General features: G+C 65.7%; 23 protein-coding genes and 3 tRNA genes. 13 read left to right on the top strand and 13 right to left on the bottom strand.

From position 1 onward, the window contains the following. Window positions 1-18 precede the first annotated feature (18 nt). From AAC050_RS10110 to AAC050_RS10095, 4 genes are all read right to left on the bottom strand, one after another. Entirely contained in the window at window positions 19-1,614 is a 1,596-nt protein-coding gene (locus tag AAC050_RS10110) for an EAL domain-containing protein (RefSeq protein WP_339914950.1), read from the bottom strand. Between the two features lie 65 nt (window positions 1,615-1,679). Further along, window positions 1,680-2,141 (bottom strand): flagellar basal-body protein FlbY, encoded by a 462-nt coding sequence (locus tag AAC050_RS10105; RefSeq protein ID WP_339914949.1) that lies wholly within the window; start codon window positions 2,139-2,141, stop codon window positions 1,680-1,682. Next, window positions 2,138-2,434: a rod-binding protein gene (locus AAC050_RS10100; protein ID WP_339914948.1), complete on the bottom strand. Its 297-nt coding sequence runs from the start codon at window positions 2,432-2,434 to the stop codon at window positions 2,138-2,140. Before AAC050_RS10100 ends, AAC050_RS10105 begins: the two co-directional genes overlap by 4 nt. Window positions 2,435-2,436: 2 nt before the next feature. Next, window positions 2,437-3,540 (bottom strand): flagellar basal body P-ring protein FlgI, encoded by a 1,104-nt coding sequence (locus tag AAC050_RS10095; protein WP_339914947.1) that lies wholly within the window; start codon window positions 3,538-3,540, stop codon window positions 2,437-2,439. 183 nt (window positions 3,541-3,723) lie between these two features. On the opposite strand from AAC050_RS10095, the gene AAC050_RS10090 reads away from it, so the two are divergent. The 3 genes from AAC050_RS10090 to gltX all read left to right on the top strand — a co-directional run bounded on the left by AAC050_RS10090 (window position 3,724) and on the right by gltX (window position 6,186). Then, window positions 3,724-4,149, top strand: a complete 426-nt coding sequence (locus AAC050_RS10090; protein WP_339914946.1) for a flagellar assembly protein FliX — start codon at window positions 3,724-3,726, stop codon at window positions 4,147-4,149. 185 nt (window positions 4,150-4,334) lie between these two features. Then, on the top strand, window positions 4,335-4,769 hold the full coding sequence (dksA, locus tag AAC050_RS10085; RefSeq protein WP_339914945.1) for an RNA polymerase-binding protein DksA: 435 nt from the start codon (window positions 4,335-4,337) through the stop codon (window positions 4,767-4,769). Between the two features lie 82 nt (window positions 4,770-4,851). Beyond that, window positions 4,852-6,186, top strand: a complete 1,335-nt coding sequence (gene gltX, locus AAC050_RS10080; protein ID WP_339914944.1) for a glutamate--tRNA ligase — start codon at window positions 4,852-4,854, stop codon at window positions 6,184-6,186. 23 nt (window positions 6,187-6,209) lie between these two features. On the opposite strand, the gene AAC050_RS10075 is transcribed toward gltX, so the two are convergent. Together AAC050_RS10075 and AAC050_RS10070 are read right to left on the bottom strand one after the other, a co-directional pair. Continuing rightward, a complete protein-coding gene (locus tag AAC050_RS10075) occupies window positions 6,210-6,506 on the bottom strand; it encodes a hypothetical protein (RefSeq protein WP_339914943.1) in 297 nt (98 codons plus the stop codon). Window positions 6,507-6,624: 118 nt separating this feature from the next. Beyond that, window positions 6,625-7,230: a TIGR00730 family Rossman fold protein gene (locus tag AAC050_RS10070; protein WP_339914975.1), complete on the bottom strand. Its 606-nt coding sequence runs from the start codon at window positions 7,228-7,230 to the stop codon at window positions 6,625-6,627. Between the two features lie 81 nt (window positions 7,231-7,311). On the opposite strand from AAC050_RS10070, the gene AAC050_RS10065 reads away from it, so the two are divergent. Continuing rightward, window positions 7,312-8,070, top strand: a complete 759-nt coding sequence (locus tag AAC050_RS10065) for a hypothetical protein (RefSeq protein ID WP_339914942.1) — start codon at window positions 7,312-7,314, stop codon at window positions 8,068-8,070. Window positions 8,071-8,212: 142 nt separating this feature from the next. On the opposite strand, the gene AAC050_RS10060 is transcribed toward AAC050_RS10065, so the two are convergent. Then, window positions 8,213-8,287: transfer RNA gene (locus tag AAC050_RS10060), tRNA-Asn, on the bottom strand. Between the two features lie 68 nt (window positions 8,288-8,355). Here AAC050_RS10060 and AAC050_RS10055 point away from each other — a divergent pair. Together AAC050_RS10055 and AAC050_RS10050 are read left to right on the top strand one after the other, a co-directional pair. Beyond that, window positions 8,356-9,153 carry an RNA methyltransferase gene (locus AAC050_RS10055; RefSeq protein ID WP_339914941.1) on the top strand — a complete coding sequence of 266 codons (798 nt, stop codon included), beginning with the start codon at window positions 8,356-8,358 and terminating at the stop codon, window positions 9,151-9,153. Window positions 9,154-9,250: 97 nt separating this feature from the next. Further along, window positions 9,251-9,373 carry a hypothetical protein gene (locus AAC050_RS10050; protein WP_339914940.1) on the top strand — a complete coding sequence of 41 codons (123 nt, stop codon included), beginning with the start codon at window positions 9,251-9,253 and terminating at the stop codon, window positions 9,371-9,373. A 70-nt stretch (window positions 9,374-9,443) separates the two neighbouring features. Here the strand turns inward: AAC050_RS10050 and AAC050_RS10045 are convergent. Further along, window positions 9,444-9,517, bottom strand: a tRNA-Cys gene (locus AAC050_RS10045). 140 nt (window positions 9,518-9,657) lie between these two features. Between AAC050_RS10045 and AAC050_RS10040 the strand changes: the two genes are divergently transcribed. The 5 genes from AAC050_RS10040 (at window position 9,658) to AAC050_RS10020 (ending at window position 16,477) form a co-directional block, all read left to right on the top strand. Further along, the gene (locus AAC050_RS10040; protein WP_339914939.1) at window positions 9,658-10,287 is read left to right on the top strand and encodes a protein-L-isoaspartate O-methyltransferase; all 630 of its coding nucleotides are present in this window, start codon (window positions 9,658-9,660) and stop codon (window positions 10,285-10,287) included. A 134-nt stretch (window positions 10,288-10,421) separates the two neighbouring features. After that, entirely contained in the window at window positions 10,422-11,900 is a 1,479-nt protein-coding gene (locus AAC050_RS10035) for a TolC family outer membrane protein (RefSeq protein WP_339914938.1), read from the top strand. 201 nt (window positions 11,901-12,101) lie between these two features. After that, entirely contained in the window at window positions 12,102-12,728 is a 627-nt protein-coding gene (locus tag AAC050_RS10030; RefSeq protein WP_339914937.1) for a DUF2497 domain-containing protein, read from the top strand. Window positions 12,729-12,809: 81 nt separating this feature from the next. After that, window positions 12,810-15,746 (top strand): valine--tRNA ligase, encoded by a 2,937-nt coding sequence (locus AAC050_RS10025; protein WP_339914936.1) that lies wholly within the window; start codon window positions 12,810-12,812, stop codon window positions 15,744-15,746. Next, window positions 15,743-16,477, top strand: coding sequence for a TlyA family RNA methyltransferase (locus tag AAC050_RS10020; RefSeq protein ID WP_339914935.1), 735 nt, complete (start codon window positions 15,743-15,745; stop codon window positions 16,475-16,477). The genes AAC050_RS10025 and AAC050_RS10020 overlap by 4 nt, the downstream gene beginning before the upstream one ends. Before the next feature lie 192 nt (window positions 16,478-16,669). Here AAC050_RS10020 and AAC050_RS10015 read toward each other — a convergent pair whose 3' ends face one another. After that, window positions 16,670-17,398, bottom strand: a complete 729-nt coding sequence (locus AAC050_RS10015) for a glycine zipper 2TM domain-containing protein (protein WP_339914934.1) — start codon at window positions 17,396-17,398, stop codon at window positions 16,670-16,672. Window positions 17,399-17,558: 160 nt separating this feature from the next. Between AAC050_RS10015 and AAC050_RS10010 the strand changes: the two genes are divergently transcribed. Both AAC050_RS10010 and AAC050_RS10005 read left to right on the top strand, forming a co-directional pair. Then, window positions 17,559-18,818, top strand: coding sequence for a class I SAM-dependent RNA methyltransferase (locus AAC050_RS10010; protein WP_339914933.1), 1,260 nt, complete (start codon window positions 17,559-17,561; stop codon window positions 18,816-18,818). 2 nt (window positions 18,819-18,820) lie between these two features. Next, window positions 18,821-19,222, top strand: coding sequence for a hypothetical protein (locus tag AAC050_RS10005; protein ID WP_339914932.1), 402 nt, complete (start codon window positions 18,821-18,823; stop codon window positions 19,220-19,222). Here AAC050_RS10005 and AAC050_RS10000 read toward each other — a convergent pair. The 4 genes from AAC050_RS10000 to AAC050_RS09985 all read right to left on the bottom strand — a co-directional run bounded on the left by AAC050_RS10000 (window position 19,219) and on the right by AAC050_RS09985 (window position 24,746). After that, window positions 19,219-19,869: a DUF559 domain-containing protein gene (locus AAC050_RS10000; RefSeq protein WP_339914931.1), complete on the bottom strand. Its 651-nt coding sequence runs from the start codon at window positions 19,867-19,869 to the stop codon at window positions 19,219-19,221. The two genes, AAC050_RS10005 and AAC050_RS10000, sit on opposite strands and share 4 nt — an antisense overlap. Then, window positions 19,859-20,998 (bottom strand): PA0069 family radical SAM protein, encoded by a 1,140-nt coding sequence (locus AAC050_RS09995; protein WP_339914930.1) that lies wholly within the window; start codon window positions 20,996-20,998, stop codon window positions 19,859-19,861. The genes AAC050_RS10000 and AAC050_RS09995 overlap by 11 nt, the downstream gene beginning before the upstream one ends. Before the next feature lie 87 nt (window positions 20,999-21,085). Continuing rightward, window positions 21,086-21,170, bottom strand: a tRNA-Leu gene (locus AAC050_RS09990). Between the two features lie 222 nt (window positions 21,171-21,392). After that, complete coding sequence (locus AAC050_RS09985) at window positions 21,393-24,746, bottom strand: autotransporter domain-containing protein (protein ID WP_339914929.1); 3,354 nt, start codon at window positions 24,744-24,746, stop codon at window positions 21,393-21,395. Window positions 24,747-25,169 lie beyond the last annotated feature (423 nt).

Below are 25,169 nucleotides of genomic sequence, written 5' to 3'. Positions count from 1 at the left end.
CGGGCGTGAGCTGCCGGTTCAGCCCCAGTCCTGAACTTCGCCCTGACGACGGGCAACGGCTGCGGAGGCGGCGGCTCCATAGGGCGTCGATACCGGCTCCGGTGCCGGGCGACCGAACAGGAAGCCTTGCCCCATATCGATACCAAGGTCGCGCACGGTATCGAGCTGGGCCTCGTTCTCGATCATTTCGGCGATGGTCGAGACTTTCAGCGAGCGACACAGCTCGACCAGATGGCTGACCATGATGCGTAGCCGCTCATCGGTGACGAGATCCCGGATATAGCTGCCGTCGACCTTGACCGTGTCAGCCTGCAATTTCTGCAGATATTCGAATGAGGCTGCACCGACCCCGAAGTCGTCGAGGCAGACCTTGATGCCCTTGCTGCGGAGAGCGCCCAGGCGACGGTTAGCTGATTCCAGATCGCCGACCGCTGCGGTTTCCGTAACCTCGACCAGCAACCGGGACCGAATTTCCGGCGTACGCTGGGTCATGCGGAGCACAGCATTGATATAGTCGTCATTGGCCAGGGATGCGCCGGACATATTCACAGCGATCTTGATCAGTCCCGAGCCGGCCCGCCGCATCTGCGCCAGAGCCTTTTCGATGACGGCCAGGTCCAGCCCCTGGATCAGGCCGAGGTCCTCGGCCATGGCGACTGTGGCCGCAGGGCCTTGATTTCCGAAGCGGGTCAGGGCCTCGAAATGGTTCACATTGCCCGTGCCCAGATCAATGATCGGCTGGAAATGCAGGGTGAAATCCCGGCCGCGGACCATGGTGCTGAACCGTTCCGCTTCTGTCAGCGTATGGGCGAGGCTCTTCGTAAAGACCGCGTCCGGCTTGAGCCCGCCGTCCTCGATGCAGGCCTGCAAGGCGACGCGAAGCGCCCGAACGACCAGTCCGGATGCGAGGCCGGAGCCCATGGTCGCATTGGTGCTGGTCGGCTGGAGCGTAACGCCTTCCGCAGCCCCGGCTTCACGGACTTCCTCGGCCAGATCGTTGTCATCATCGGATTTCCGCAGCAGGGCAAACTGTTCCGGGGTCAGGCGAGCCACGCTGGATCCGTCGATCGAGGCCGCCTGCAAGACCGCCTCGACCCGCGCACCGACGCGTTCGTTCACGGCATCCGCTGCGCTCGTCAGCCCGGGTACATTGACAAAGGCGAAGGCAATTTCATCGCTGGCCTGGCCGGCCTCGAGCGCGAGGCGGACTCGATTGACCAGACCCTGGATGTCGAGCAGCGGCGATGCGCTGGGCACGACCAGATCGAAGGCCGCGCCTTCATAGGTCAGGGCACAGGAGACGGCCGGGGCCAGTTCTGGGAGCCGGAAGGCGCGCAGACAGGCGCGACGAACGCGATTGTCGTCGCAGCAGACCAGGACGTCGATCGGGGATGAGCGGATGCCGGGCGCGAGGTCAGCCAGCGCCTTCGTGACGACGACGCGACTGGCCTTGCCGAGAATTTCGGACAGCTGACGATCAACCCAGGCTGTTCCCGGGTCGAGCTCGGCGACCGGTCCGGCGCCTATTGCCAGATCAACACGACCGTCTCCATCGACCTCGAGGAGGACATCGGCCGAGGCAAAAGCCAGGCTGAGGAGACGCTGCGTGATCAATATTCGTCCAATCTGTCACTCATTCAGTGAAGAGCATGGCCACGGGCACGCTTAACGGACCGTGTTCAAGCTGTGCGGTTCAAGGCGACGGCACGGCCATCGCCCACCGAAGCCTGACCGGAGGCCCCGTAGGCCGACGGTGTCCCGCGGGCGGCCGAAACCTCTTCGGCGATGGCCTTCACGAGGCCTTCCGAAATGATGCGGGCGGCTTCCACAGCCAGGACATGCCGGGCCAGAACGGCTTCGAAGGCTTCGGTTGAACGGAGCAGGGCCGCGCGGTCACCGGCCGGAGCCCCGGTCAGGGCCGAAGGGGTCGCCTTGAGCTGGGCCGACTCCCGTCGATAATAGTTCGCCAGTTCCTGGGTTTCAGCCAGACCTGCCGCCACATCCTGCGGACGCCGGGCCTCGAAGGCCTTCGACTCCTGCGAAAGCCGGTGGGTCAACCGATCGGTCAGATCGATCAGCTGCCGCACCCGCGCGGATGCGTTCAGATCAGCGGCCGCGTCGGCGGCGTTCCTGGCGGTCATTGTGATTGCTCCTGCATTTTCAGCATTTCGGCCAGAACCTTGTCCGCGAGACCGATGCCTCCGGCCCTGGCCGTCTGTTTGGCCATGGCGTCGACCAGGAAGCCGCGCCAGGTGGCCTCGGCCTCGCCCCCGCCGAACGGGGCCTCGGTCGAGAGCCCTTCGAACATCGGCTTGAGCATCTGGGACAGGAAGGAGGCCTCAAAGGCTTCGGCGGTCTCGCGCATGCGGGCCGGGGCGGCATTCGGGGCGGCGGTCGGCATCAGCAGGGAAGGGGAAACGGCCAGGTCGCTCATGATCACATCACCTCGATTTCGGCCTGCAGGGCCCCGGCGGCCTTGATGGCCTGGAGGATCCCGATCATGTCCCGCGGACTGACCCCAAGGGCGTTGAGGCCGTTGACCAGGGTGGTGAGGGAGGTACCGCCGTCGACGATGCGGATCTCGCGACCCAGGTCCTCCTGGACGGTTACGGTGGAGTCCGGCACGACCGCAGTCTGGCCCTGGCTGAAGGGTAGGGGTTGGCTGACCAGGGGCGTCTCCTGCACGGAAATGGTCAGATTGCCCTGAGCGATGGCGACCGTTGAGACCCGGACCGCGCTGCCCATGACGATGACGCCGTTGACCTCGTCGATAATGACCTTGGCGGGAACGTCGACCTGGACCGTCAGGTTTTCGACCCGGCTGATATAGCCGGCCATGCCCATCTGGCCCGGCGCGCGCAGGGCGATCACCGTGCCGTTCTCGGCCAGGGCCGTGCTGGGATAGATCTGGTTGATGGCGGCAGCGACGCGCTGGGCCGTGGTGAAGTCCGGATTGCGCAGGGTCAGGCGGACCTCGTCCATATTGGCCAGCTCAAAGCCGGTCTCGCGCTCGACCACCCCGCCCGAGGCGATGCGCCCGGCGGTGGGCACGCCACGGGTGACCGAGGAGCCGGACCCGCCCGAGGCCGAGACGGCTCCGGTCTGGATTGAGCCCTGGGCCACGGCATAGACCTCGCCGTCGGCCCCTTGCAGGCTGGTGACCAGCACCTGGCCGCCCAGCAGACTCTTGGCGTCGCACATGGCGGCGACATTGACGTCGATGCGCGAGCCGGGGGTCGAGAAGGGCGGCAGTTCGGCCGTGACCATGACGGCGGCGACATTCTTGGTATTGGCGTTGGCCCCGCGGATGTTGACGCCCTGGCGTTCCATCATTCCCTCAAGCGACTGCCGGGTCAGCGGGCAGTTGCGCAGGGAGTCCCCGGTGCCGTTGAGCCCGACCACCAGGCCGTAGCCGACGAGCTGGTTGGTGCGGACGCCCTCGATGGCCGCAATGTCCTTGATGCGGGACTGGGCCGCCACGGGTGAGGCCACCAGGGCCACGGCCAGCGGAGCAAGAAGGAGGGTAAGCAGTTTTTTCATTGGTCGGGCGTCCAGTGACAGGTGTCGTCCTTAACCATGCGAAGTTCATGCCGAAGAAATTACGTCATGAAAACAATGATGGGGCTGGATATTCGCCGGAGCCGAGCGGCAGAAATTGCCGGGCCGTTAACCAAACAGTGACGGTCGACGGTGACTGTCGATCATGATCTGGAGTTCGCTCGCATGAAGGTTTCCGGCCCCTCGGGTCTGTCGTCATCATCATCGCCCCGCCCGACCCGAAGCGCCGGCGGATTTTCCCTGCCCGCATCGGGTGGAGCGACTCCGGCCGCCGCAGCGGCTCCGGTCGGCGGCACGCCCGGGGTCTCAGGGGTTTCGGCCTTGATGGCGCTGCAGGGCGTGGAGGACGCGACCGAGCGTCGCCGCCGTGCGATCCGTCGAGGCGGGGGGCTGCTGGACCGGCTGGAAGAACTGAAGCTGGCCCTGCTGTCCGGTGAGACCGGGGAGGTGGCGCTGGAGCGGCTGGCCCGGACGCTGCGCGAGGAACGGGGGGCCGACCCTGACGCCGCCCTGGACGGTTTGCTGGATCAGATCGACCTACGCGCGGCGGTTGAGCTGGCCAAGGCAGATTTACGCCGCAGTGCAACATAAGCTGCCGTAACTGCTGAACTAAACCACCATGCGACGGCAGGAAGTGATGAAGAATTGTCACGCTTGGGGTCTTTGGTGAGCTTGGCAGCATCACCGGAACGCGAACGCGTTGCAGCGACTCGTCTCCCTGCCTATACGCGTGTCGTGCCGCAGGGGGGCGCGAACAGTAAAAGAGCGTGAGTGCGATGAACGCATTAGCGTCTGGGGTAGTGGGCAATATAGCTTCGTATCAACCGACCGATGACGAGCCGTTCATGAACGAGCGGCAGCTGGCCTATTTCAAAGCCAAGCTGCTGGCATGGAAGGAGGACATCCTGCGGGAGTCGCGCGGGACCGTGGTCAATCTGAAGGCCGAGACCGAAAATCATCCGGATCTTGTTGACCGGGCGTCCTCGGAGTCCGACCGAGCCCTCGAGCTGAGGACGCGGGATCGCCAGCGAAAGCTGATTTCCAAGATCGATGACGCCCTGCGTCGGATCGAGGACGGTAACTACGGCTATTGCGAAGAAACCGGCGAACCGATTTCCCTCGGCCGACTGGAAGCCCGCCCGACGGCGATGCTGTCGGTCGAGGCCCAGGAACGGCATGAGCGTCGCGAGCGGGTTCACCGCGACGATTGATCGTCGCCTGAACGGCACGGCGGCTTGACTTGCGGAGGTGGTGGCGCGACCAACGCGCCTCGCTTTCAAGGTTGCCGCATCCATGTCCGTCAAGGTTCGTTTCGCCCCGTCGCCCACCGGCAAGCTGCACGTCGGCAATGTGCGCACGGCGCTGATCAACTGGCTGTTCGCCCGGGCTCACGGCGGACAGTTCGTCCTGCGCATCGACGATACCGATCTGGCCCGCTCCACGGCCGCGTTCGAACAGGGCATTGAGGACGATCTGGCCTGGCTCGGTCTGATCTGGGACGAGCGCCATAACCAGTCCAAACGGTTCGATCGCTATGAGGCGGCTGCCGACCGGCTGAAGGCCGCCGGGCGCCTGTATCCCTGCTATGAGACCGGCGACGAGCTGGACCGTCGCCGCAAGGTGCAGCTGTCGCGCGGACTGCCACCGATCTATGACCGTGCCGCCCTGGAGCTGACCGAGGCCGAGAAGGCCGCCTATGACGCCGAGGGGCGCAAGCCGCATTGGCGTTTCCGTCTCGAGGGCAAGCGCGTGGCCTGGGAAGACCTGGCGCGCGGCCATGCCGAGGTCGACACGGCCTCGATGTCAGACCCGGTGTTGATCCGGGAGGACGGCCTGTTTCTCTATACGTTGCCGTCGGTCGTGGACGACATCGACATGGGTATCACCCATGTGATCCGCGGTGAGGACCATGTGACCAATACCGGGGCCCAGATCGAGATCTTCGAGGCGCTGGGAGCCGGGGTTCCCGGATTTGCCCATACCCCACTGCTGGTCGGCGCTGACGGACAGGCCCTGTCGAAACGCCTTGGGTCGCTGTCGATCAGTGACATGCGCGACCAGGGCTATGAACCGATCGCCATTACCAGCCACCTAGGCCGGATCGGGACGTCCGACCCGCTGGACGTAGCCGGGACCGTTGAAGCTCTCGGAGCCGGGTTTGCCTTTTCGAAGATGGGGCGGTCGCCGGCCCGCTATGACACGGCCGATCTCGACCGGCTCAATGCCCAGGCCCTGCATGCCATGAGCTACGAAGTCGCGGCACCGCGTCTGGTGGCTCTGGACTGTGATCTGGGCGAGGCCTTCTGGTCTGCTGTGCGGCAGAACCTTCAGAAATTCGCAGATGTCATTGAAATGGCAGCCATGGTTCGCGGACCGATTACCCCGATTATTGAGGATACCGGTTTCGCGGAAGCGGCTTTGACGGTATTGCCCGCGACGATCGACGAGACGGCCTGGTCAGTGTGGACCGCGGCGGTCAAGGCGGCGACCGGAGCCAAGGGCAAGGGGCTGTTCATGCCGCTGCGGCTGATCCTGACCGGTCAGGCGCACGGGCCGGACATGGCGACGCTGGTGCCGATGATCGGCCGCGAACGGATCGTGCAGCGGCTGAAGGGCGAGGCCGCCTGACGGCGGCCCCGCCCGTTCAGGATTCAGTCAGCGTTGCAGACGGCCAGTTCAGCCGCTGACAGGGCGACACCCTTGTAGGAAAAGGCCGTGACCTTGCCGAGACGGGCCACGACCCGGCGGCAGGCGCGGGGCGCCGGCTGGTTGGCACCGCCGGTGGCGATGCAGGTCGCTCCGTCACAGCGCCAGGCGGCTCCGTCGACGATGGTTCGACCGGTCGGGGCCGAGCTTGCCTCGGCGAGGGTGAGGCTGGTGGCCGCCGGGGTCTGGGCGAGCACGGGGGTGGCCGCAAACAGGGCAGCAGCGATGATCAGGGCACGCATGGATAGCCTCCGGAAAAGCAGGAGCGTGATCGCCCCGGGATCAGTGTCAGTTTTTTAAAAGGACTGTCAATGTCCATTTTCAAACGAAACGGACATTGGGACACTAATCAGTGATTACTTATCGCGGATCATGTTGCAAGTGTGGCGTAACGTCCGAGGCCTGAAGGGCCGCTATCGTGGCCTCCACCGTGTCGCAGACGACCCAGGCCTGGAGAAAGGACGAGGGGGTCATTCCTTCGGCCACGCTGTGCCGCATCACAGCAAACAGGGAGTCCCAAAAGCCGTTTATATTCAAAAAGATGATGGGCTTTGAATGGAGGTCCAACCGTTTCCAGGAGAGCAGTTCGATCACCTCTTCCAGTGTGCCGACTCCGCCCGGAGCGACGACAAAGGCGTCCGACTGGTCATACATCAGCGTCTTGCGTTCATGCATCGAGGTGACGACCAGGGTCTCGACCTCATCGTAGAGGCGTTCGCGACTGCGTAAAAAGGCCGGCATGATGCCGAGCACCCGGCCACCGGCCTCATGAGCCCCGCGTGCCGAGGCCCCCATCAGTCCGACGCCACCGCCGCCGTAAACCAGACGCCAGCCGGCCCTGGCGGTTTCCGCCCCGAAGGCCCGGGCGGCGGCGACATAGTCGGGGTTCGCACCATCGGACGAGCCACAGAACAGGCAGACCGACTTGCCGTCGAAGGGGAGGATGGAAACGGGGGCAGACATTATGGGGTCTCGAATGCGAAGGGGAGACAGGCTGCGTTCGCGCGCGCTATCTGGGACATCAGCCATATAGTGCCGGTGAGCAGGATGAAACGCAGGATCGCAACAGGAACCATCGTCGGAGTGATCCTGTCGTCCATGCTGTTTTGGGGATGTTCGGAACAGACGACCATACCGACGGATCCTCCACCGGGGTCGGTCAGCAGCTGGACCGCACCGCCGCACATCGAAACGGTCGACCAGACGTCTGGCGTCCTCATTTTTCGGGGTGTGGCCCAGCCCGGGGGGCGGGTCGTGCTGCGCAGTACCGCGGGGGCCGCTCACGCCTCCGGAGCGGATGCCGACGGTCGCTTCGAGATTCGCATGGCCGTCCCGGACGAAGACCTGATGCTCTATCCCGAGGCCCAGGTCGGTCAGGATGCCATTCCGGCCCCGGAACGTCTGTTGATCATCCGGGGCGGGCGCGGGCCGATCGTCCTGTTGCGGTCAGGTCGGGCCAGTCGCCGGCTGGATCAGGCACCGGCTTTGGCAGCCATCGACAGTGACGGCCATATGATGCTGGTCTCGGGGCAGGTCGAGGGGACCACACAGACTGTCAGGGTCGCCGTCGGTGACGGACCCGAAATCGGTGCGTCACCGGACAGTCGTGGGCACTGGACCGCCGTGTTCAACCGGGTCGGCACCGTACCGGTCCGGCTGAACGGGGTCGTATTCACCTATCCCGGGGACGTAGCGCCGGTCGCCACGGACATGTCGGTGGCGCGGGCCGGGGCAGGCTGGCGGATCGGCTGGAAGGGGGACACCGGTGCACCGCAGACGACCTGGCTGCCGGACCGGGCGGGTTAACATCTTCATGTTCGATTAACCGAAGCGGTCGATCGAATGGGGTGTCTTCCTTCTTTGGGGACACCCACCATCACCGACCCACTTCAGCCCGGCGCTTGCGTCGGGCTTTTTTCCTGTCGCGCCGACAGGCAGGAAGGGCGAGTGGCTCCGCGGGTAGGATTCGAACCTACGACCAGCCGATTAACAGTCGGCTGCTCTACCACTGAGCTACCGCGGAACAGACGCTCGGGAAGGCGGGCGCTATAGCAGCGGGCGTCGGGAAAGCGCAACGGGAAAAGACGAACCATGACAATCATCCGCATCGAAGACCCGGCGGATCCCCGTATCGCGGCCTTTCGCAATATTCGCGAACGCGACCTGACGGGACGTGAGGGCCTGTTCGTAGCGGAAGGGGAGGTGGTTCTGCGGGTTCTGGCCTCGCCCGAATCGCGCTGTCGACCAGTTTCTGTGCTGCTGGACGAAAAACGGCTGGAAGCCCAGCGACCGATCCTGGAGCGACTGCCCGAGGCGACCCCGGTCCATGTGGCTCCACAGGCGGTGCTGGATGGAATCGCCGGTTTTCACCTGCATCGCGGAATTCTGGCCCTGGGCGAGAAGCCGGCACCGCTGGGTCTGGACGAATTCCTGGCCGGTCTGGACCCGACGGCCGTGGTCGTCGCCGCCAGCGAGATCGGCAATCATGACAATATGGGGGGAATCTTCCGTAATGCGGCCGCCTTCGGAGCCGCGGGTGTGGTGCTCGACGACCGTTGTTGTGACTCCTTCTATCGCAAGGCCATTCGCGTCTCGGTGGGGGCCGTGCTGAGAACACCGACAGTCACCGGGGTGTCCGGCATCGCGATGATCGAGGGTTTGAAGCGGGCCGGTTTCGAGGTGATCGCCCTGGTGCCGTCGGCCGACGAGGAGCTGGCGGCGATTCCACGCCGGGATCGGCAGGCGATCGTTCTGGGACCCGAGGGGCCCGGTCTGGGACCGGAGTTGATCCGCCGCTGTCGCCCCGCCGGAATTCGCATGTCGGGCGGATTTGATTCGCTGAATGTCGGCACGGCCGGGGCGGTCGCCCTGTATCAACTGACCCGCTGACCGGGCGCGATCACCAAAGCGTCAACGCGTTAATCCCTTGTGCACCTTGATGAACGGCGGGAATTGTGGCGCTGTGAGGTGTCCGGGGAGGGTGCCTATGTTTGAGTCAGTGTTTTTCTTTGTTCATCGCAATGCGCGGATCGGAATCGCGGTCGCCATCGTCATGGCCGCGGTCGGAATCGCCAGCGCCGTCGGCTGGATCACCGCCCCGGTCGGCTGATCCGGGCCGGGACCGGGACCGGGGCCCGGCGGGGCGGGGAAAACCCGCCCCGTATTACGGTTGGTCGCGATGGAGGCCTGACCGGGAATCGAACCCGGGTACGCGGATTTGCAGTCCGCTACGTCACCACTCCGCCATCAGGCCGCCGGACCCCCCGGGAGGGGAAGGCGCGTTCGCGAGGGCAGTTCGCTATCAGATCGGATTGTCGGCTGCAACGCACGGACCTATAAGCGCCCGAGTTTTCCGGTGCATCTTCCGCGCCGCCAGATCAGGATCAGCGACAGATGGACTTCGCCGCCGCACGCAAGGTCATGGTGGACTCCCAGGTCCGCGTGAATGACGTCACCGACCGGGTGCTTCAGGCCGCCCTGCTCGCCGTGCCCCGGGAGCGCTTCTGTGCGCCGGACCGGGCCTTCGCCGCCTATGCCGAGCTGGAGGTCGAGATCGCCGGCCGCCGCAAGCTGATGGCGGCCCGTGAGGTCTCGAAGCTGTTGATGGCCCTGGACCCGCGTCCCGACGAACAGGTGCTGGCGATCGCCGCCCCCTATGCGGCGGCGGTGCTGGCCCGGATGGGACTGAAGGTCATCGCCCAGGAAGACGATCCGGCGGTGCTGGAGGTGGTGGGGGCGGTTCTGGCTGAGGCCGGTGTCGAGACCGTTCAGGCCCCGTTCTCCGAACCGCATGGCGAAGGTTACGATCTGATCGTCAGTGAGGCGGCCACCCCGGTCCGCCCCGATGCGTGGATCGCCGCCCTCAAGCCCGGTGGCCGTCTGGCGGTCGTCGAACGGTCGGGCCCGGCCGGCAAGGCGGTTCTGTATGTGCGGGGTCGAGACGGTCTGTCGCGGCGGGAATTGTTCGATGCATCCCCGTCGGTGCTGGCGGAATTGGCACCACTCCCCACATTTGCCCTCTAGGTTACGGCATGGGTGAGGACATGCGTCTTCGGGCGCGTGAAAAAATCTTAACTGGCGTGGGGCGTTGTGATCTCGCACTACGCAGCATTGGACAGACGACGGGCCTCATGAGGGACCGTCAGGCAGGAACGGTTATGTTGAAACGCTCACGCGCGCTCGCATCGGTGGCTATGGCCGCTCTCGTCGCCGGACTGGCAGCGCCGGCCTGGGCCGAGACGCTGCAGGAAGCCCTGACCCTGGCGTATCGGACCAACCCGACCCTGCTGGCCCAGCGCGCCACCCAGCGTGCGCTCGACGAATCAATCGTTCAGGCCCGGGCCGGTCTGCGCCCGCAGGTCACGGCCAGCGCAACGACCGGCTACAGTTATTCAAAAGTTCAGGGCGGCGCTGATCTCGATTCGACCTCCGCCACGGCCAGTGTCGGCCTGTCCCAGACCATCTACAGCGGCGGGCGCGTCGGACACAGCATCACTGCGGCCGAGGCCAATATCCTCGCTGGCCGCGAGAACCTGCGGGATGTCGAACAACAGGTGCTGGCTGCGGTGATCCAGGCCTATGCCGATGTGCTGCGTGATTTGGAGATCCTGCAGGTGCGTCAGGACAATCGTGGAGTGCTCCAGCGTCAGCTCGAGGAATCGAGCGCCCGCTTCGAGGTGGGTGAGATCACGCGCACCGACGTGGCCCAGTCTGAAGCCCGTCTGGCGCAGTCCGAAGCCGATCTGGCCAATGCCCGGGCCCAGTTGTCGGTATCCCGCGCCGCGTATGCGGCGGTCGTCGGCCAGGCTCCGGCGAATCTGGAGACCCTGCCGGTCCTGCCGGGTGTCCCCACCGATTTCGATGCGGCGCTGGACGTCGCCCTGGTCGAGAATCCCGGTGTGCGCGCGGCTGACTATACCCTGCAGGGGGCCGAGGCCCGGGTCGCCGCCGCCCGTTCTGAATATCTGCCGTCAGCCCGGCTGACCGCGTCCTACGGCGGGGCCAGCGACAGCCTGAGACGTTTCGACCTGGGGGACACCACCAGTTTTCAGGCCGGGGCCACGCTCTCTGTGCCGCTGTTCACGGGCGGACTAAACCGGTCGCGGGTCGCCCAGGCGCTGGAACAGGCCAATGTCGCCCAGATCAATCGTGAGGGTGAACGGCGTCAGGTGCTGCGTTCGGTCAGCACGGCCTATGCCCAGGTGATCTCGGCCCGGTCGACGCTGCAGGCTGGACAGGAGGCCGTGCGGGCCGCCTCGGTCGCGGCTGAAGGCGTCCGGCAGGAGGCCCAGGTCGGTCTGCGGACCACGCTGGACGTGCTGAACCAGGAGCTGGAGCTGCGCAACGCCCAGGTGGCCCTGGCCTCGGCGCGCCGCAACGAATACGTCGCCCAGGCCCAGCTTCTGGCGGCCATGGGGCGGCTGGAGGGACAGGACCTGAACGCGAACATCGACGTCTATGACGCCGGAGCCAACTATAACCGCGTCCGCAACCGGGGGGCGCTGCCGTGGGATGGTGTCATCGAGGCCATCGACCGAATCGCTGCCCCTTCAATCATGCCGGCCAATGACGCCGCCGATGCGCCGATCGATGAGCAGTTGAAGTCCGGAATCATCCGCACTGCACCCCAGGGTTGACCCTGACGTACAGTTTCGGATCGGGGTATGGTCTGATCCGGCTTTGTTCTCGAATTATAGCCTGACAGGCGAAAAACGATCGTTGATTCCGGTCGGCGTAGATGCGACGACAAGGCATGCGGGGGCGGGTGTTGGTGCCGGTCTCTGTAAAAACTGACCGCTCGTCAGTGCCGCGCCAGCAGGCTTCGTCAAGGGTACGCCATGACCGACCAGACCGCCCAGGAACCGACGATGGAGGAAATCCTGGCGTCGATTCGCCGGATTATTTCCGAGGATGACGCTCCGGCCGAGACTGCAGAGGCCGCCGAATCGCCGGCGGCCGAGGAGGCTGCGCCCGAGCCCGAGCCTGAAGCTGTCGAAGCTGTCGAAGCGGAAGCCGAACCCGAAGAGATCGCCGCGGACGACGATGTTCTGGAACTGACCGAGCCTTATGAGGCCCCCGCCGCCGAATCCATCGGGGATCTGGATGTGGTCGATCCGTCGGCGGAACAGCCGGCCGAACCGGAACCCGAGCCTGAGCCTGAGCCGGAACCCGAGCCGGAACCCGAGCCTTTCCCGTCCGAGCCTGACCCGGCTCCGGAGCCCGAACCCTCTTATGACCCGATCGTTGGCGACACCGCCGCGGCCAGCGCGGCCTCGGCCTTCGCCGGACTGGCCGCGACGATGCGGCCGGGTTCGGAGGCGTCATCCGGTGGCCTGACCATCGATGATCTGGCCCGCGCCCTGCTGCGACCGATGTTGAAGGAGTGGCTCGACGCCAACCTGCCCGGCATCGTCGAGGCCCAGGTCCGCAAGGAAGTTGAACGTATCGCCCGTTCCGCCGGCTAGCCCTTCGCGTCACCACAGACTAGATCAGAGAGGGCGGCTCCGGTGGGGCCGCCCTTTCCTTATTCCGAATCGATTTCGCTGATGCTCGACAAGACTTTCGATCCCAAGGCTGCCGAACCCCGCCTGTATGAGGCGTGGGAGAAGAGCGGCCTGTTCGCGCCGCGCGCCGCCAAGGCCACCGACGGGGCCGATGACGCCTATTCGATCGTCATTCCACCACCGAACGTCACCGGGTCGCTGCACGTCGGCCACGCGCTGAACAACACGCTGCAGGACATCCTGGCCCGCTATCACCGGATGAAGGGCAAGGCGGTGCTGTGGCTGCCGGGCACGGACCATGCCGGTATCGCCACCCAGATGGTGGTCGAGCGCCAGCTGGCGGCCGCGGGCAATGTCGGGCGGCGTGAGATGGGCCGCGAGGCCTTTGTCGACAAGATCTGGGAATGGAAGGCCGAAAGCGGCGGGGCCATCGTGCAGCAGCTGCGCCGGCTGGGTGCGTCGTGCGACTGGCGCCGCGAGCGCTTCACCCTCGACGAGGGGCTGAACGCGGCCGTGCGCAAGGTGTTCGTGCAGCTGCACAAGGAAGGCCTGATCTATCGCGACAAGCGACTGGTCAACTGGGATCCGCATTTCCAGACCGCGATCAGCGACCTCGAGGTCGAGCAGCGCGAGATGGAGGGATCCTACTGGCATTTCGCCTATCCGCTGGCCGACGGGGTCAGCTATGAGCACCCGGTCGCCTTCGACGAGGATGGCAAGGCCACCGAGTTCGAAACGCGCGACTTCATCGTCGTGGCCACGACCCGGCCCGAGACCATGCTGGGTGATACCGGAGTCGCGGTGCATCCGGATGATGAGCGCTATGCCGGACTGGTCGGGAAATTCGTGACCCTGCCGATCGTGGGTCGGCGGATTCCGATCGTCGCCGACGCCTATGCCGATCCGGCCAAGGGTTCGGGCGCGGTCAAGATCACCCCGGCGCACGACTTCAACGACTTTCAGGTCGGCAAGCGGGCCGGGCTGGCGGCGCTGAACATCATGGACGCCTATGGACGCATCACCGCCGCCGATACGCCCGACGTGCCCGCAGACTATGACGGCATGGACCGGTTCGCGGCGCGCAAGGCCATCGTCGCCCGGGCCGAGACCGAGGGCTGGCTGCGTGAGATCGAGAAGACCCGCCACGTCATCCCGCACGGTGACCGCTCGGGTGTGGTGATCGAGCCGTGGCTGACGGATCAATGGTACGTCGACGCCCACACCCTGGCCCAGCCGGCGATCAAGGCCGTAGAGACGGGGGCGACCGAGTTCGAGCCGAAGAGCTACGAGAAGATCTATTTCGAATGGCTGCGCAACATCGAGCCCTGGTGCATCAGCCGCCAGCTGTGGTGGGGCCATCGGATCCCGGCCTGGTATATTCCAAAGCCTGATCCGGAAACGGGGCTACCGGAGTATCCAAGCACGTCAGGCTACGAACACTGTGTCGCCGAGAGTTGGGACGAAGTTCAGGTTCAACTTGAGGGGCTTTACGCGGGTTTCCGTGCAAAATGGGAGGCCAAATGGGCCGCTGATGGTCGCGATTCTCGCGTCAAGTTTGTGGAGGTCAGTTCCTGGGCGGACGCTCACACCCTGCTAGAGCAAGCCGGGGTTCCAGAGCTGGGTCGCGACCATCCCGACTATCCAATCTATGTGCTTCGTGACCCCGATGTTCTCGACACCTGGTTCAGCTCGGCCCTGTGGCCGTTCTCGACCATGGGCTGGCCGGACAAGACCGAAGATCTGGAGCGCTTCTATCCGACCAGCGATCTGGTTACGGCGGCCGACATCATCTTCTTCTGGGTCGCCCGGATGATGATGATGGGTCTGCACTTCATGGACGGCGTGGTGCCGTTCAAGCGGGTGATCATCAATGGCCTCGTCCGCGACGAGAAGGGCCAGAAGATGAGCAAGTCCAAGGGCAATGTCATCGACCCGCTGGTCATCATCGACGAGCTGGGAGCCGACCCCCTGCGCTTCACCATGGCCATCCTGTCGGGCACACGGGACATCAAATTGTCCCGGGAGCGGATTGAAGGGTATCGTAATTTCGGCACCAAGCTGTGGAATGCCTCGCGCTTCGCCCAGATGAATGAGGCGCGGCGTGTGGCCGGGTTCGATCCGGCCGGAGTGCAGCAGACCCTCAATCGCTGGGTCCGTGATGAACTGGTCCAGGCCGAGCGGGCGGTGGCCAAGGCCATCGAGGGTGGGCGTTTCGATGACGCGGCCTCGCACCTGTACCGGTTCGTCTGGAACGTGTTCTGCGACTGGTATCTGGAGCTGGCCAAGCCGGTGTTCCAGTCCGGTGACGCGGCGGCCAAGGCCGAGACCCGGGCCATGACCGCCTGGACCCTGGATCAGACCCTGAAACTGATGCACCCGGTCATGCCCTTCATCACCGAGGAGCTGTGGGCCCAGCTGGCCGGGGACGGGGCGGCGCGTACCGAGCCGATGCTGATCGGCGCGGCCTGGCCGGAGCTGCCCGACAGCTACCGCGACGCCGCGGCCTCGGAACAGATCAACTGGCTGATCGGCGTGGTTACCCAGCTACGCTCCAGCCGGGCCGACATCGGCGTGCCGGCAGGCGTGAAGATGACTCTGGCCCTGTTCAATCCGACGCCGGAGCTGCAGGCGCAGTTTGACGCGTCGGCGGAGTTGATCACGACCCTGGCCCGGCTGAGCGGCATTTCGACCGTGGCCAGCCAGCCGCCGGGTTCGATCGCCATTCTGGTCGGCGGGGCGTCGGCCTTCATTCCACTGGAGGGGCTGGTGGATGTGGCGGCCGAACGCGTCCGGCTGGGCAAGGAGATCGCCGTCTTCGACAGTGACATCGCCCATTTCAACAAGAAGCTGGGCAATCCCAATTTCGTGGCCAAGGCCGCCGCCGAGGTGGTTGAGGAACAGCGCGCCAAATTGGCCGAGGCCGAGGACGGCAGGAGCCGGCTGCAGACCGCCCTGGCCCGGCTGGACGAGATGGGATGAAACGGGTTCGCCTGGACCAGCTGCTGGTCGCCCGGGGGCTGACCGACAGCCGGTCCAAGGCCCGGGCCGCGATCGAGGCCGGCGGTGTGACCATCAACGGTGTTCCGGCGCGGATCGCGTCCCAGTCCATTCCGGATGACGCGGTGCTGACCGTCGTTGATGCCCATCGCTGGGTCGGGCGTGGCGGCCTGAAGCTGGATCACGCCCTGGGTCTGTGGCCGGTACCGGTCGAGGGGCGGGTGGTGCTGGACATCGGGGCCTCGACCGGCGGTTTCACCGAAGTCTGTCTGGCGCGTGGGGCCCACCGGGTCTTTTCCGTCGACGTTGGCTCGGACCAGATGCATCCGCGGGTGGCGGCGGCCGAACGGGTGGTCAATCTGGAGAAGACAGACGCCCGGACCCTGACCGCGAAGCTGATTCCCGAGACCCCGGAACTGATCGTCTGCGACGCCAGCTTTATCGGTCTGGCCAAGGTGCTGCCGGCGGCGCTGGCTCTGGCCGCGGCCGGGGCCGATCTGGTTACCCTGGTCAAGCCGCAGTTCGAGGCCGAGGGGCCCGGCGGCGGGGGCAAGAAGGGGGTGATCAAGGATCCCGAGGCGCATCGCAAGGCCGTGGCGTCAGTCAGCGCCTGGCTGGACAGCGTGGGCTGGACGGTGCGCGAGACGACCGAAAGCCCGATCACGGGCGGTGACGGCAACGTCGAATTCCTGTTGTGGGCGCAAAAACGCTAGAGCGAAATCGGTTGAGTTGGACGCAGTCCAACTCGGCTCAGATTTTGCTCCAGTTTGAATCTGGACCATTTTTTGGATTCAGGTCGAGTCGACCTGAAACAAAAATGGTCTAGCCCGGACGTAGGAGAGCCGCCGGCGGATTTCTCCACCGGCGGCTCCCGTCACGTCGTCGATCGACAGGGGGGCTGTTATTTAATCGACGACGCGATAGCGGCCGTTCTGGTCGGGGCAGGTGCGGACGTAGCGCACCTCATCCCGACCGTCAGGCAGACGAATGCGGCTCTCGGCGAGGCGGCACTGGTCAGTGTTCTGATAACGGGTGTCCTGAACCGGATAGGCACCGGTCTGGCCGTAGCCAGCGTAGCGGTTGTCGTTATAGGTCCGGTCATACGTCCGGTCGCCGTAGCCGCTGCGGTCATAGGCCCGGTTGTCATAGCCGTAGCCGTTGGAGCCGTAGCCGGTGTTGGCGCCGTAGCCGGCATTGGTGCCGTAGCCGGAGTTGTAGCCGGTGTTGGTTCCGTATCCGGTATTGCCGTAGGCGCGGTTGTTGTCGCAGCCCTGGGCCGAGCTGTTACCGACGCTGGCCCCGACAACGGCCCCGAGCACACCGCCGAGGATACTGCCCTCGGTGCGACGGCCACGGGCGGCGATCTGTGAGCCGGCGATGGCCCCGACCGTGGCCCCGACGAGGCCACCGGCAGTTTGGCGTCCCTGGACGCAGGGATCGGTGGCCTGACGGCCATAGCCGTTCTGGTCATAGCGTCCATATTGATAGGGCTGGGCATAGGCACCGGAACCATAGTTCCGGGTCTGGCCCTGATAGCCGTAGGACTGGGCCGCGGCCGCGGCCGGGACCATCATCACACCGGCGGCGGCGAGGGCGGCGACAGCGGCGGCGTTTCGGGTAAGACGCTCAAACATCGGGGTGATCCTGTTTCCCTGGGACAGACCTGGGTGCCGAATTGTTCGAGCCCCTGTCTGGGAGGTCGAGAAATAGGCGGGTGAAGCTGAACGGCCATTGAGCAAGCCGTTCATCTTCGTTCAGGTTTCTCACGCGAGGCGGGCGGGCTAGAAGGCAGGTATGACCGATCCCGAGCCCAAGACACTGCTGAAGATCACCCGGATGGGGGCCCAGGGTGACGGCATTGCCGAGACCCTGAACGGGCCGGTGTTCGTGCCGCTGAGCCTGACGGGCGAATCCGTCCGCGCCGTGGTTCGGGACGGCCGCGCCGGGGAGATCGAGATCGTCGAGCCCAGCGCCGAGCGGATCGCACCGGTCTCGCCCCATTATGGCGATTGTGGCGGCTGTTCCCTGCAGCACTGGGCCAGCGGCCCCTATCTGGACTGGAAGCGCGAGCAGGTGCGGCTGGCCCTTGCCCGCGAAGGTATCGAGACTGAAATCGAGGCCACGGTGGCCGTGCCCCCGGGCACGCGGCGGCGACTGGCCCTGCATGCCCGGCGCGATACGGGTGGCCGGGTGATCCTGGGGTTCAAGGCGCGCAAGTCATGGCGGCTGGTCGAGATCAGCGCCTGTCCGGTGGCCGACCCGCGGCTGGTCGCGGCCATTCCGGCCCTGACCCGGGTGGCCGAGGCCTTTCTGGAGCATCCGAAATCCGCCCCCACCCTGCATGTGACGCTGACCCTGACCGGACTGGACGTCGATGTGACCGGGGTCGAACGTAAGTCGGGTGGTCTGTCGCGCGACCGGCAGATGCAGGCGATCCGCGCTGCCAATATCGCCGACCTGGCCCGGCTGAGCCTGGCCGGGGAGACACTGGCGATGATGCGGCAGCCGACGGTGATGTTCGGCCCGGCGACCGTGCCCCTGCCGCCGGGAGGCTTCCTGCAGGCGGTCCCCGAGGCCGAGGCGGCCATGACCGAGCGCGCCGTGGCGGCGGTGAATGGGGCCAAGAAGATCGCCGACCTGTTCTGCGGCTCGGGGGCGTTCAGCTTCCCGCTGGCGACGGTGGCCCCGGTGCTGGCGGCCGACTCCTCGGCGGCGGGGATCGCGGCCCTGAAGGGCGGGCTCGGCACCGCCACCGGATTGAGGCCGATTACGGCCGAGGCCCGCGACCTGTTCCGCCGCCCGTTGACGCCGCATGACCTGAAGGGCTGTGACGCCATCGTGTTTGACCCCCCGCGCGCCGGGGCCATCGATCAGACGCTGCAGATCGTCGATACCAGGGCGGCCGTGGTCGTCGGCGTGTCGTGCAACCCCCAGACCTTCGCCCGCGACGCCCGGGTGCTGATCGACGCCGGCTTCGTGCTGGAGCGGGTCACGCCGATCGACCAGTTCCTGTGGTCGGCCCATGTCGAGCTGGTCGGGGTGTTCCGGCGATGACGATGAATGACAACCTGCCCCACGAGGACGGCGGCGGATTCGACGCTGACGACTGGAACCGGCTGGTGCCGTTCATCGGAGCCGTAGCGACTCTGGACGATGTGCAGGCGCGCCGGGCGGTGTTCGCGCTCAGCGACACCGACGATCCGCGGACGATCACGATGGATCTGCCCCAGCCGCTGATCTGGTGGGACGACGACGGTGAACAGGCGGCTGTGGCGGTCCAAGCCGAGACGCATCTGGGCCCGGATGGCGAGGAGATGGAGGTTCTGGGCCTGATCCTGCCCGACGGCGGCGGGGCCGTGGCCCTGCTGGAGGATGTCGATCTGGTCGATGATACGGACCCGGTCTGGCGCGATCTGGTCACCCGCGCGATCGATCCGGCGGGGGCTGAGGAGGACTAGGCGCCTCGAACGCCTTCCCCCATTTCGGGGGAAGGTGGGCGGTGCAGCCGCTCGGATGGGGGTGTTGCTCCCGCAGGGATGTCAGCAATTTTCTCGTGCCGGGCATTCGGGTCCGCAGGTGTGTCTTGGCGGGGATCAGCACCTTGCGCAGACGGCGGGGCACCTGATCGGCGATTCTGGCTGCATCCGGCAGGCCCCCATCCGTCTCGCGCTGCGAGCCACCTTCCCCCGCAAGGGGGGGAAGGACAAGGTGTTGCGATCCCTTCCCCCATTTCGGGGGAAGGTGGGCGGCGCAGCCGCTCGGATGGGGGTGTGGCCGCCGCACGGATGGCGGCTATAACCTCATGCGGCCGATCCATGATCTGCGCGTTACGGAAGCGGACCACGGTAAAATTCTGACTCCGGAGCCAGGCGTCCCGCTTCCCGTCGTCAAAAGTCCTCAACACGTGCACCCCGCCGTCCGCTTCGACGATCAACCGCGCCGACAGACAGGCGAAATCGATGACATAGTCTCCGATCGGAACCTGGCGACGGAAGCGAAGGCCATCGAGCTGCCGGTCACGGAGCAGGGTCCAGAGGTAGGTTTCGGCATGGGTCGTCGTCTTGCGCAGACGGCGCGCGCGTCTGATGGTTTGCTCAGGCTGCATCCGGCAGGCCCCCATCCGTCTCGCGCTGCGAGCCACCTTCCCCCGCAAGGGGGGAAGGGAGGTCGAAGAGATCCATCTGCGTCTTCATGTCGGGTGGCACCCGGAATTGTGTCACGTCCAGCGGGAGGCGGGGAGTATCGAGGCCATAGCGTTTAACGGCGGCCCTGAAGCGGGCGGCGATCAGGTCGGCGACGGGGCCGGTGCCGCGCATGCGTTGCGACCAGTCGGGATCGTAGTCCTTGCCACCGCGGGTCTGGCGGATCAGCGACATGACCCGCGCCGCACGGTCGGGGCGGGCGTCGGCCAGCCATTCGCGGAACAGATCCTTGATCTCCAGCGGCAGGCGCAGGATCACATACATGGCCGAGGTGGCCCCGGCTGCGGCCGCAGCCTCAAGCACCGATTCCAGCTCATGATCGTTGAGACCGGGGATGACCGGGGCGAAACCGACCCCGACGGGCACGCCGGCGTCGGCCAGCTTGCGGATCGCCTCGAGTCGTTTGGTCGGGGTCGAGGCGCGCGGCTCCATGGTCCGGGCCAGGGCGCGGTCGAGGGTGGTGATCGAAACCATCGCCTGGGTCAGGCCGGCGCGGCCCATCGGGCCGAGGATGTCGACGTCGCGGGCGATCAGCACCGATTTGGTGATGATGCTGAACGGCTGGTTGAAGCGTTGCAGGACCTGCAGCAGGTCCCGGGTGATGTTCAGATCGCGCTCGACCGGCTGGTAGGGGTCGGTGTTGCCGCCCAGGTGGATGCGTTTGCATCGGTAGCGGGGGGCGGCGAGCTCCTGTTCCAGCAGACGCGCGCCTTCGGGTTTGAAGAAGAGGCGGCTCTCGAAATCCAGGCCCGGGGATAGGCCCATGAAGGCATGGGACGGACGGGCGTAGCAGTAGATACAGCCATGTTCGCAACCTTTGTACGGGTTGATGGAGCGGTCGAAACCGACATCCGGACTGGTGTTTTTGGTGATGATGGTGCGGGCGTGTTCCGGCGTCAGGGTGGTGCGCAGGGGCGCGGGGGTCTGGTCTTCGTCGGTCCAGCCGTCATCGACGGCCTCGTGGACCACCGGTTCGAACCGGCCACTGGCGTTGGTGCGGGCACCGCGCCCTTTCCTTGCGACTGGAGCCATGACAAAGGCTATATCGAGAAATGGAACAAATCAAGAACGATTGGTGCAAAAGAAAACCCGCGACCGGGCCGGTGCGGGCGGTGACGATGGTGCGGATGAGAGGACTCGAACCTCCACGCCTTGCGGCGCTGGAACCTAAATCCAGTGCGTCTACCAGTTCCGCCACATCCGCGCTTAGGTCTGGCGGGGGTTCTAGGGGCATTGAGCCGGGCTAACAAGACGGCAAAGCCCGCAACAGATCGCGGACATGCGAAGCGTTGTGCGGGTAAGCCCTACAGGCCCCGGCCGAGATCGCCGCCGTCCCGCAATTGGTCACGACTTCGGTTCCGATCAACGACGGCACCGGCAATACTCTAGCGCCGAGGGGAAGAAATTCTCAGGGGCAGGTCACCACCTACCATTGGACGCTCAAGCGGGCCCCGAACTGGTTGTCGCGCAGGCGAGCGCTGACCACACCACGATAACCGGCCGACAATGTCAGGCCCTTGCGGGCCTGGTATTCCATGCCGAACTCAGCGACCCCGGCCAGCGGCGGGGCCTCGGCCCCCTTGATGACAAAGCCGCCGAAGCCGGTCCCGGCCCCGCTGAAGCGCATGTCGGCCGCGGCCTCACGGTCGCCCGTGGTCACCAGCGCCCCGATGCCGCCGTACAGCCGCATCGGCTGGCCGCCGCTGAGCCGGTAGTCCTGGGTCCCGCGCAGGTTCAGCTGCGTCGTCTGCCAGTTGCGCTCCTGGTTGGCGACCTCCAGCGACAGGCCACCGGCGGCCCGTTCAGTAAAGCCGTTGATCGTGCTGCGCGATATCGTCTCCATCAGGCCGACCGAGACCGCACCGCCGCGCTCATTGGCGATGCGGCGGGCGACGCTGAGCGACACCGACTGGCCCTCGCCATGGGTCTGGCCCGTGGCCTGTCCGGTGAAGGCCCCGACGGTCACCGTGCGCCGGCTGTCGATCTCGCCGCCATAGGCCGAGGCGGTCAGGTCAGCCGCCCAGCGTCCGTTGTCAAAGCGCACATAGCCGGCGGCATGGATCAGGTCGCTCTCGAAGGAGGACTGTCGTTCGGCCACATTGCCCTCGACCCGCGTCGCCCCGGCCGCCGCGCCCAGCACATAGTCGCCGGTGCCGACGGCATAGCCGCCGACGAAGCCGTTCAGCCGTGTCTGTAGATCGGCCTGTCCGGCCTTGCCCTCAAGATCGATGTCGCTGGCATGGACCGAGATCCAGCCACCGCGCCCCGTACCGGCCTCGGCCGACGGGTCAAAAGCGTCGAGCACGCCGGTGACCATGGCCGCCGCGCCGTCGCGACCGCCGACGAAGCTGAAGGCGCTGGCGAAGCTGAGCGGAGCCGAACCCGGCGTGTGGGTGGCACTGCCGTCGCGGACAGCGCCAAGGAAGGCATCATTGGCGGCGAACATCGAGGTGGAGACATCGGCCAGGGCCTCGCCGCCCAGGTTGTCGAACGCCGCCTGCTGCTGCGTGCCGTTCAGGCCGGACAACAGATCCAGCACCCCGGCCCAGTCGCCCGATGCCTCAAGCTGACCGCTCGACAGGGCCTGGCCGACCGCTTTCTGGTTGCCGCTGCCGTCGACCTCGAGAGTGAAGTCGGTCAGCTTGCGCAGTTCCAGCACTGCCGCATTCGGGGTCCGGTCATAAACCACCCGCCAGTACATCCCCGTCTGCCCTGTCGCCGCGGTGAACTCGACGCCGTTGCCGAAGGTGCCGACCAGCTGGCCGGCCGTCAGGAACGTATAGTGCGTCACGAAATCATAGCCGCCGGCCGGGGCCAGGAAGGTCGGGGCGATGAGGCCGCCGGTCAGATTGGCTGTGCCCGAGATCACCAGGGTGTCGGACAGGTTGCCACCGGCCGTACCCAGCACGCCCAGCGACAGGGTGCCGCCGTTCAGGGTCAGGCTACCGGCCGAGAGACGGCCGATGCTGCTGGCCTGACCAACCACACCGGGCGACAGGGTCGCGCCGTTGGAGACCGTAAGGGCCCCACCGATCGTGGCCGTCCCGGTCAAGCTGCCACCGGTGACAGCAACGTCGCCGGTGGTGGTGCCGACGAAGCGCAGCTCACCGCCGGTATTGCTCAGCGACTGCAGCGTATGATTGCCTGACAGGCTGAACAGGTCGCTCGTATGGACCAGCGAACCGCCGCCGGACAGGGTGCCGCTAAAGACCGACGTCACGCCGCCAAAGGTCAAAGATCCTGAGCTGATCGCGACATTACCAGTGCCGTTCAGGGCCCCGATGGTCTCACTGGCACCGACCGAGAGGGCCGCGCCGGTATTGACCCGGATGCCGGCGCTGTCGCTGACCGACTGGCCGCCGGTTAGACGCAGGGTGCCGCTGTTCAGGGTCCAGTCGACGGCTTCAGCGTCCACCCCGCTCAGAGTCCAGGTACCGTCTCCGTTCATCGTCCGGCTCTCGAAACCGGACACCAGGCCGATATTCAGCGTGCCGTCGGCCAGGCCGCTCAAGCTCAGGGAATCGTCACCGGCTCCCCCCAGTAGTGCTGCGACAGTCGCCCCGCCCAGCAGGGTGACGGCATCGGACCCCGAGCCACCGGAATAGGTGCCGGTTACTGTGCCGCCGATGGTCACGGTGTTGAGACCTGTCGTGGTCGAGGCGTCGATCATGCCGTTGACGGTCGATCCGGCCTCCAGGTTCAGAGTGTAGCCCGCCCCCGTCAGCAGGATGGCTGTGGACATGCCGCTCGAGGGCATGAGGCCAATGACACCGCCAGACTGGTTGGTGATCGTGCTCGTGCCGCCGTCGAGGCGCACGCCGTTCAGACCACCGCTGACCGTGCCGCTGTTGTTCAGGACAGCATTTGTTCCGAGCAGGAGCACGCCAATTGTGCCCCCCTCGATCGAACCGGCGTTGGTGACGGATGCGCCCGGCCCGTCCATCCGCAAGCCGTTGCCACGGGCGGAGGAGATGGTTCCGCCCGTTCGGTTCACGACCGTTCCAGAACCAGAAAATTGCACGGCCGAAGCCGAACCGGGGTTCACTGAGATGGACCCGGCATTGTCGAGCACCGATCCAGAACCGGTGAGATAAACGGCGGGAAGAAGAGAACTGGTGATCGTCGCGCCCACGGCGTTGGTCACCGTGCCCACCCCCAGGGCAAGTACCCCTTGGGCGCCTGAAATTGTCCCGCCGGTATTGTTGGTGAGGGTCAGCGCGCCATCGGCAACAACCGCCGGCGGTAACGCCGACGTCGAGGTAACAGAGGTTATCGATCCAGCGTTGATGAGGGTCAGCACTCCGCGGCTGGAAATGACCGTGCCGTTTGACGAAACAACTGAAGCACCGACCTCGTTGATGACACGGTTGTTGACGGAGTCGGGTGTTAAAAAGAGGATTGGGATTGAACCGTTAACCAACGACGTGATGGCCCCGAAATTGGTCGCGCTGCTACCGGAGCCAATGAGGCGCAAGGCCTGCTGGTTCGCCTTGATCTGAACACCGGTACGGACCTCGATCGCAAAGGCTCCTGTGAGTTCAAGGGCGTGAGTGATGGCGGTAATATCGGCATTGACGATCACCGTCCCGCCGCCGCTGAGCACGACAGGGCTGCCGCCAACCACATAGGTCTGGGCCATGGCCCCCGTCGCGACCAGACCCGCCGCGACCAGGGCCGTACCGCCCAGCAGGCCCGTGCGGATCAGGCCGGAGGCCCTGGAATCGATCACAAACGAGGACGTGCGCGCGCCGAAAGACTCACGGGAATTGATCGAAGACATGACAGGCGGCTCCCCAAAATACCCAGGACCGCTCCCTGAAAAAGCATACTACGAACAGGCGACCGGCCTCAGGTCGGGCAGGATTAGGCCTTGGCATTCAAACAAATGCACCATTCCGACGAGGGTCACAACTCCTGTGCTTGTCGATCCCGGTACCTCGCCTTTGGCGGGAATTCGACCGCAACAAGCGGGGGATTGGTCCGCCTTGGGAAGAAGGGGGCTGTAGGTCGTGCCAACCCAATCTGCGGCCGCTCGGTCAGACGGTCCGCGCCGGGGTTCAGGCACCGTCCGGTGTTCGACTTCATCACGTCGACCGCCCGCTATGCCCACGTATCTGACGCGGATGTATTGCGGCGCTACTGCACAAAACTCCCGACAACGCCCTCCCGCCGATGGAAAGGCCTGTGACAACAAAGGCGAGCA

This window comes from uncultured Brevundimonas sp. (assembly GCF_963974615.1).
Lineage (GTDB): Bacteria > Pseudomonadota > Alphaproteobacteria > Caulobacterales > Caulobacteraceae > Brevundimonas.
This window is presented reverse-complemented; position numbering and strand designations above follow the sequence as displayed.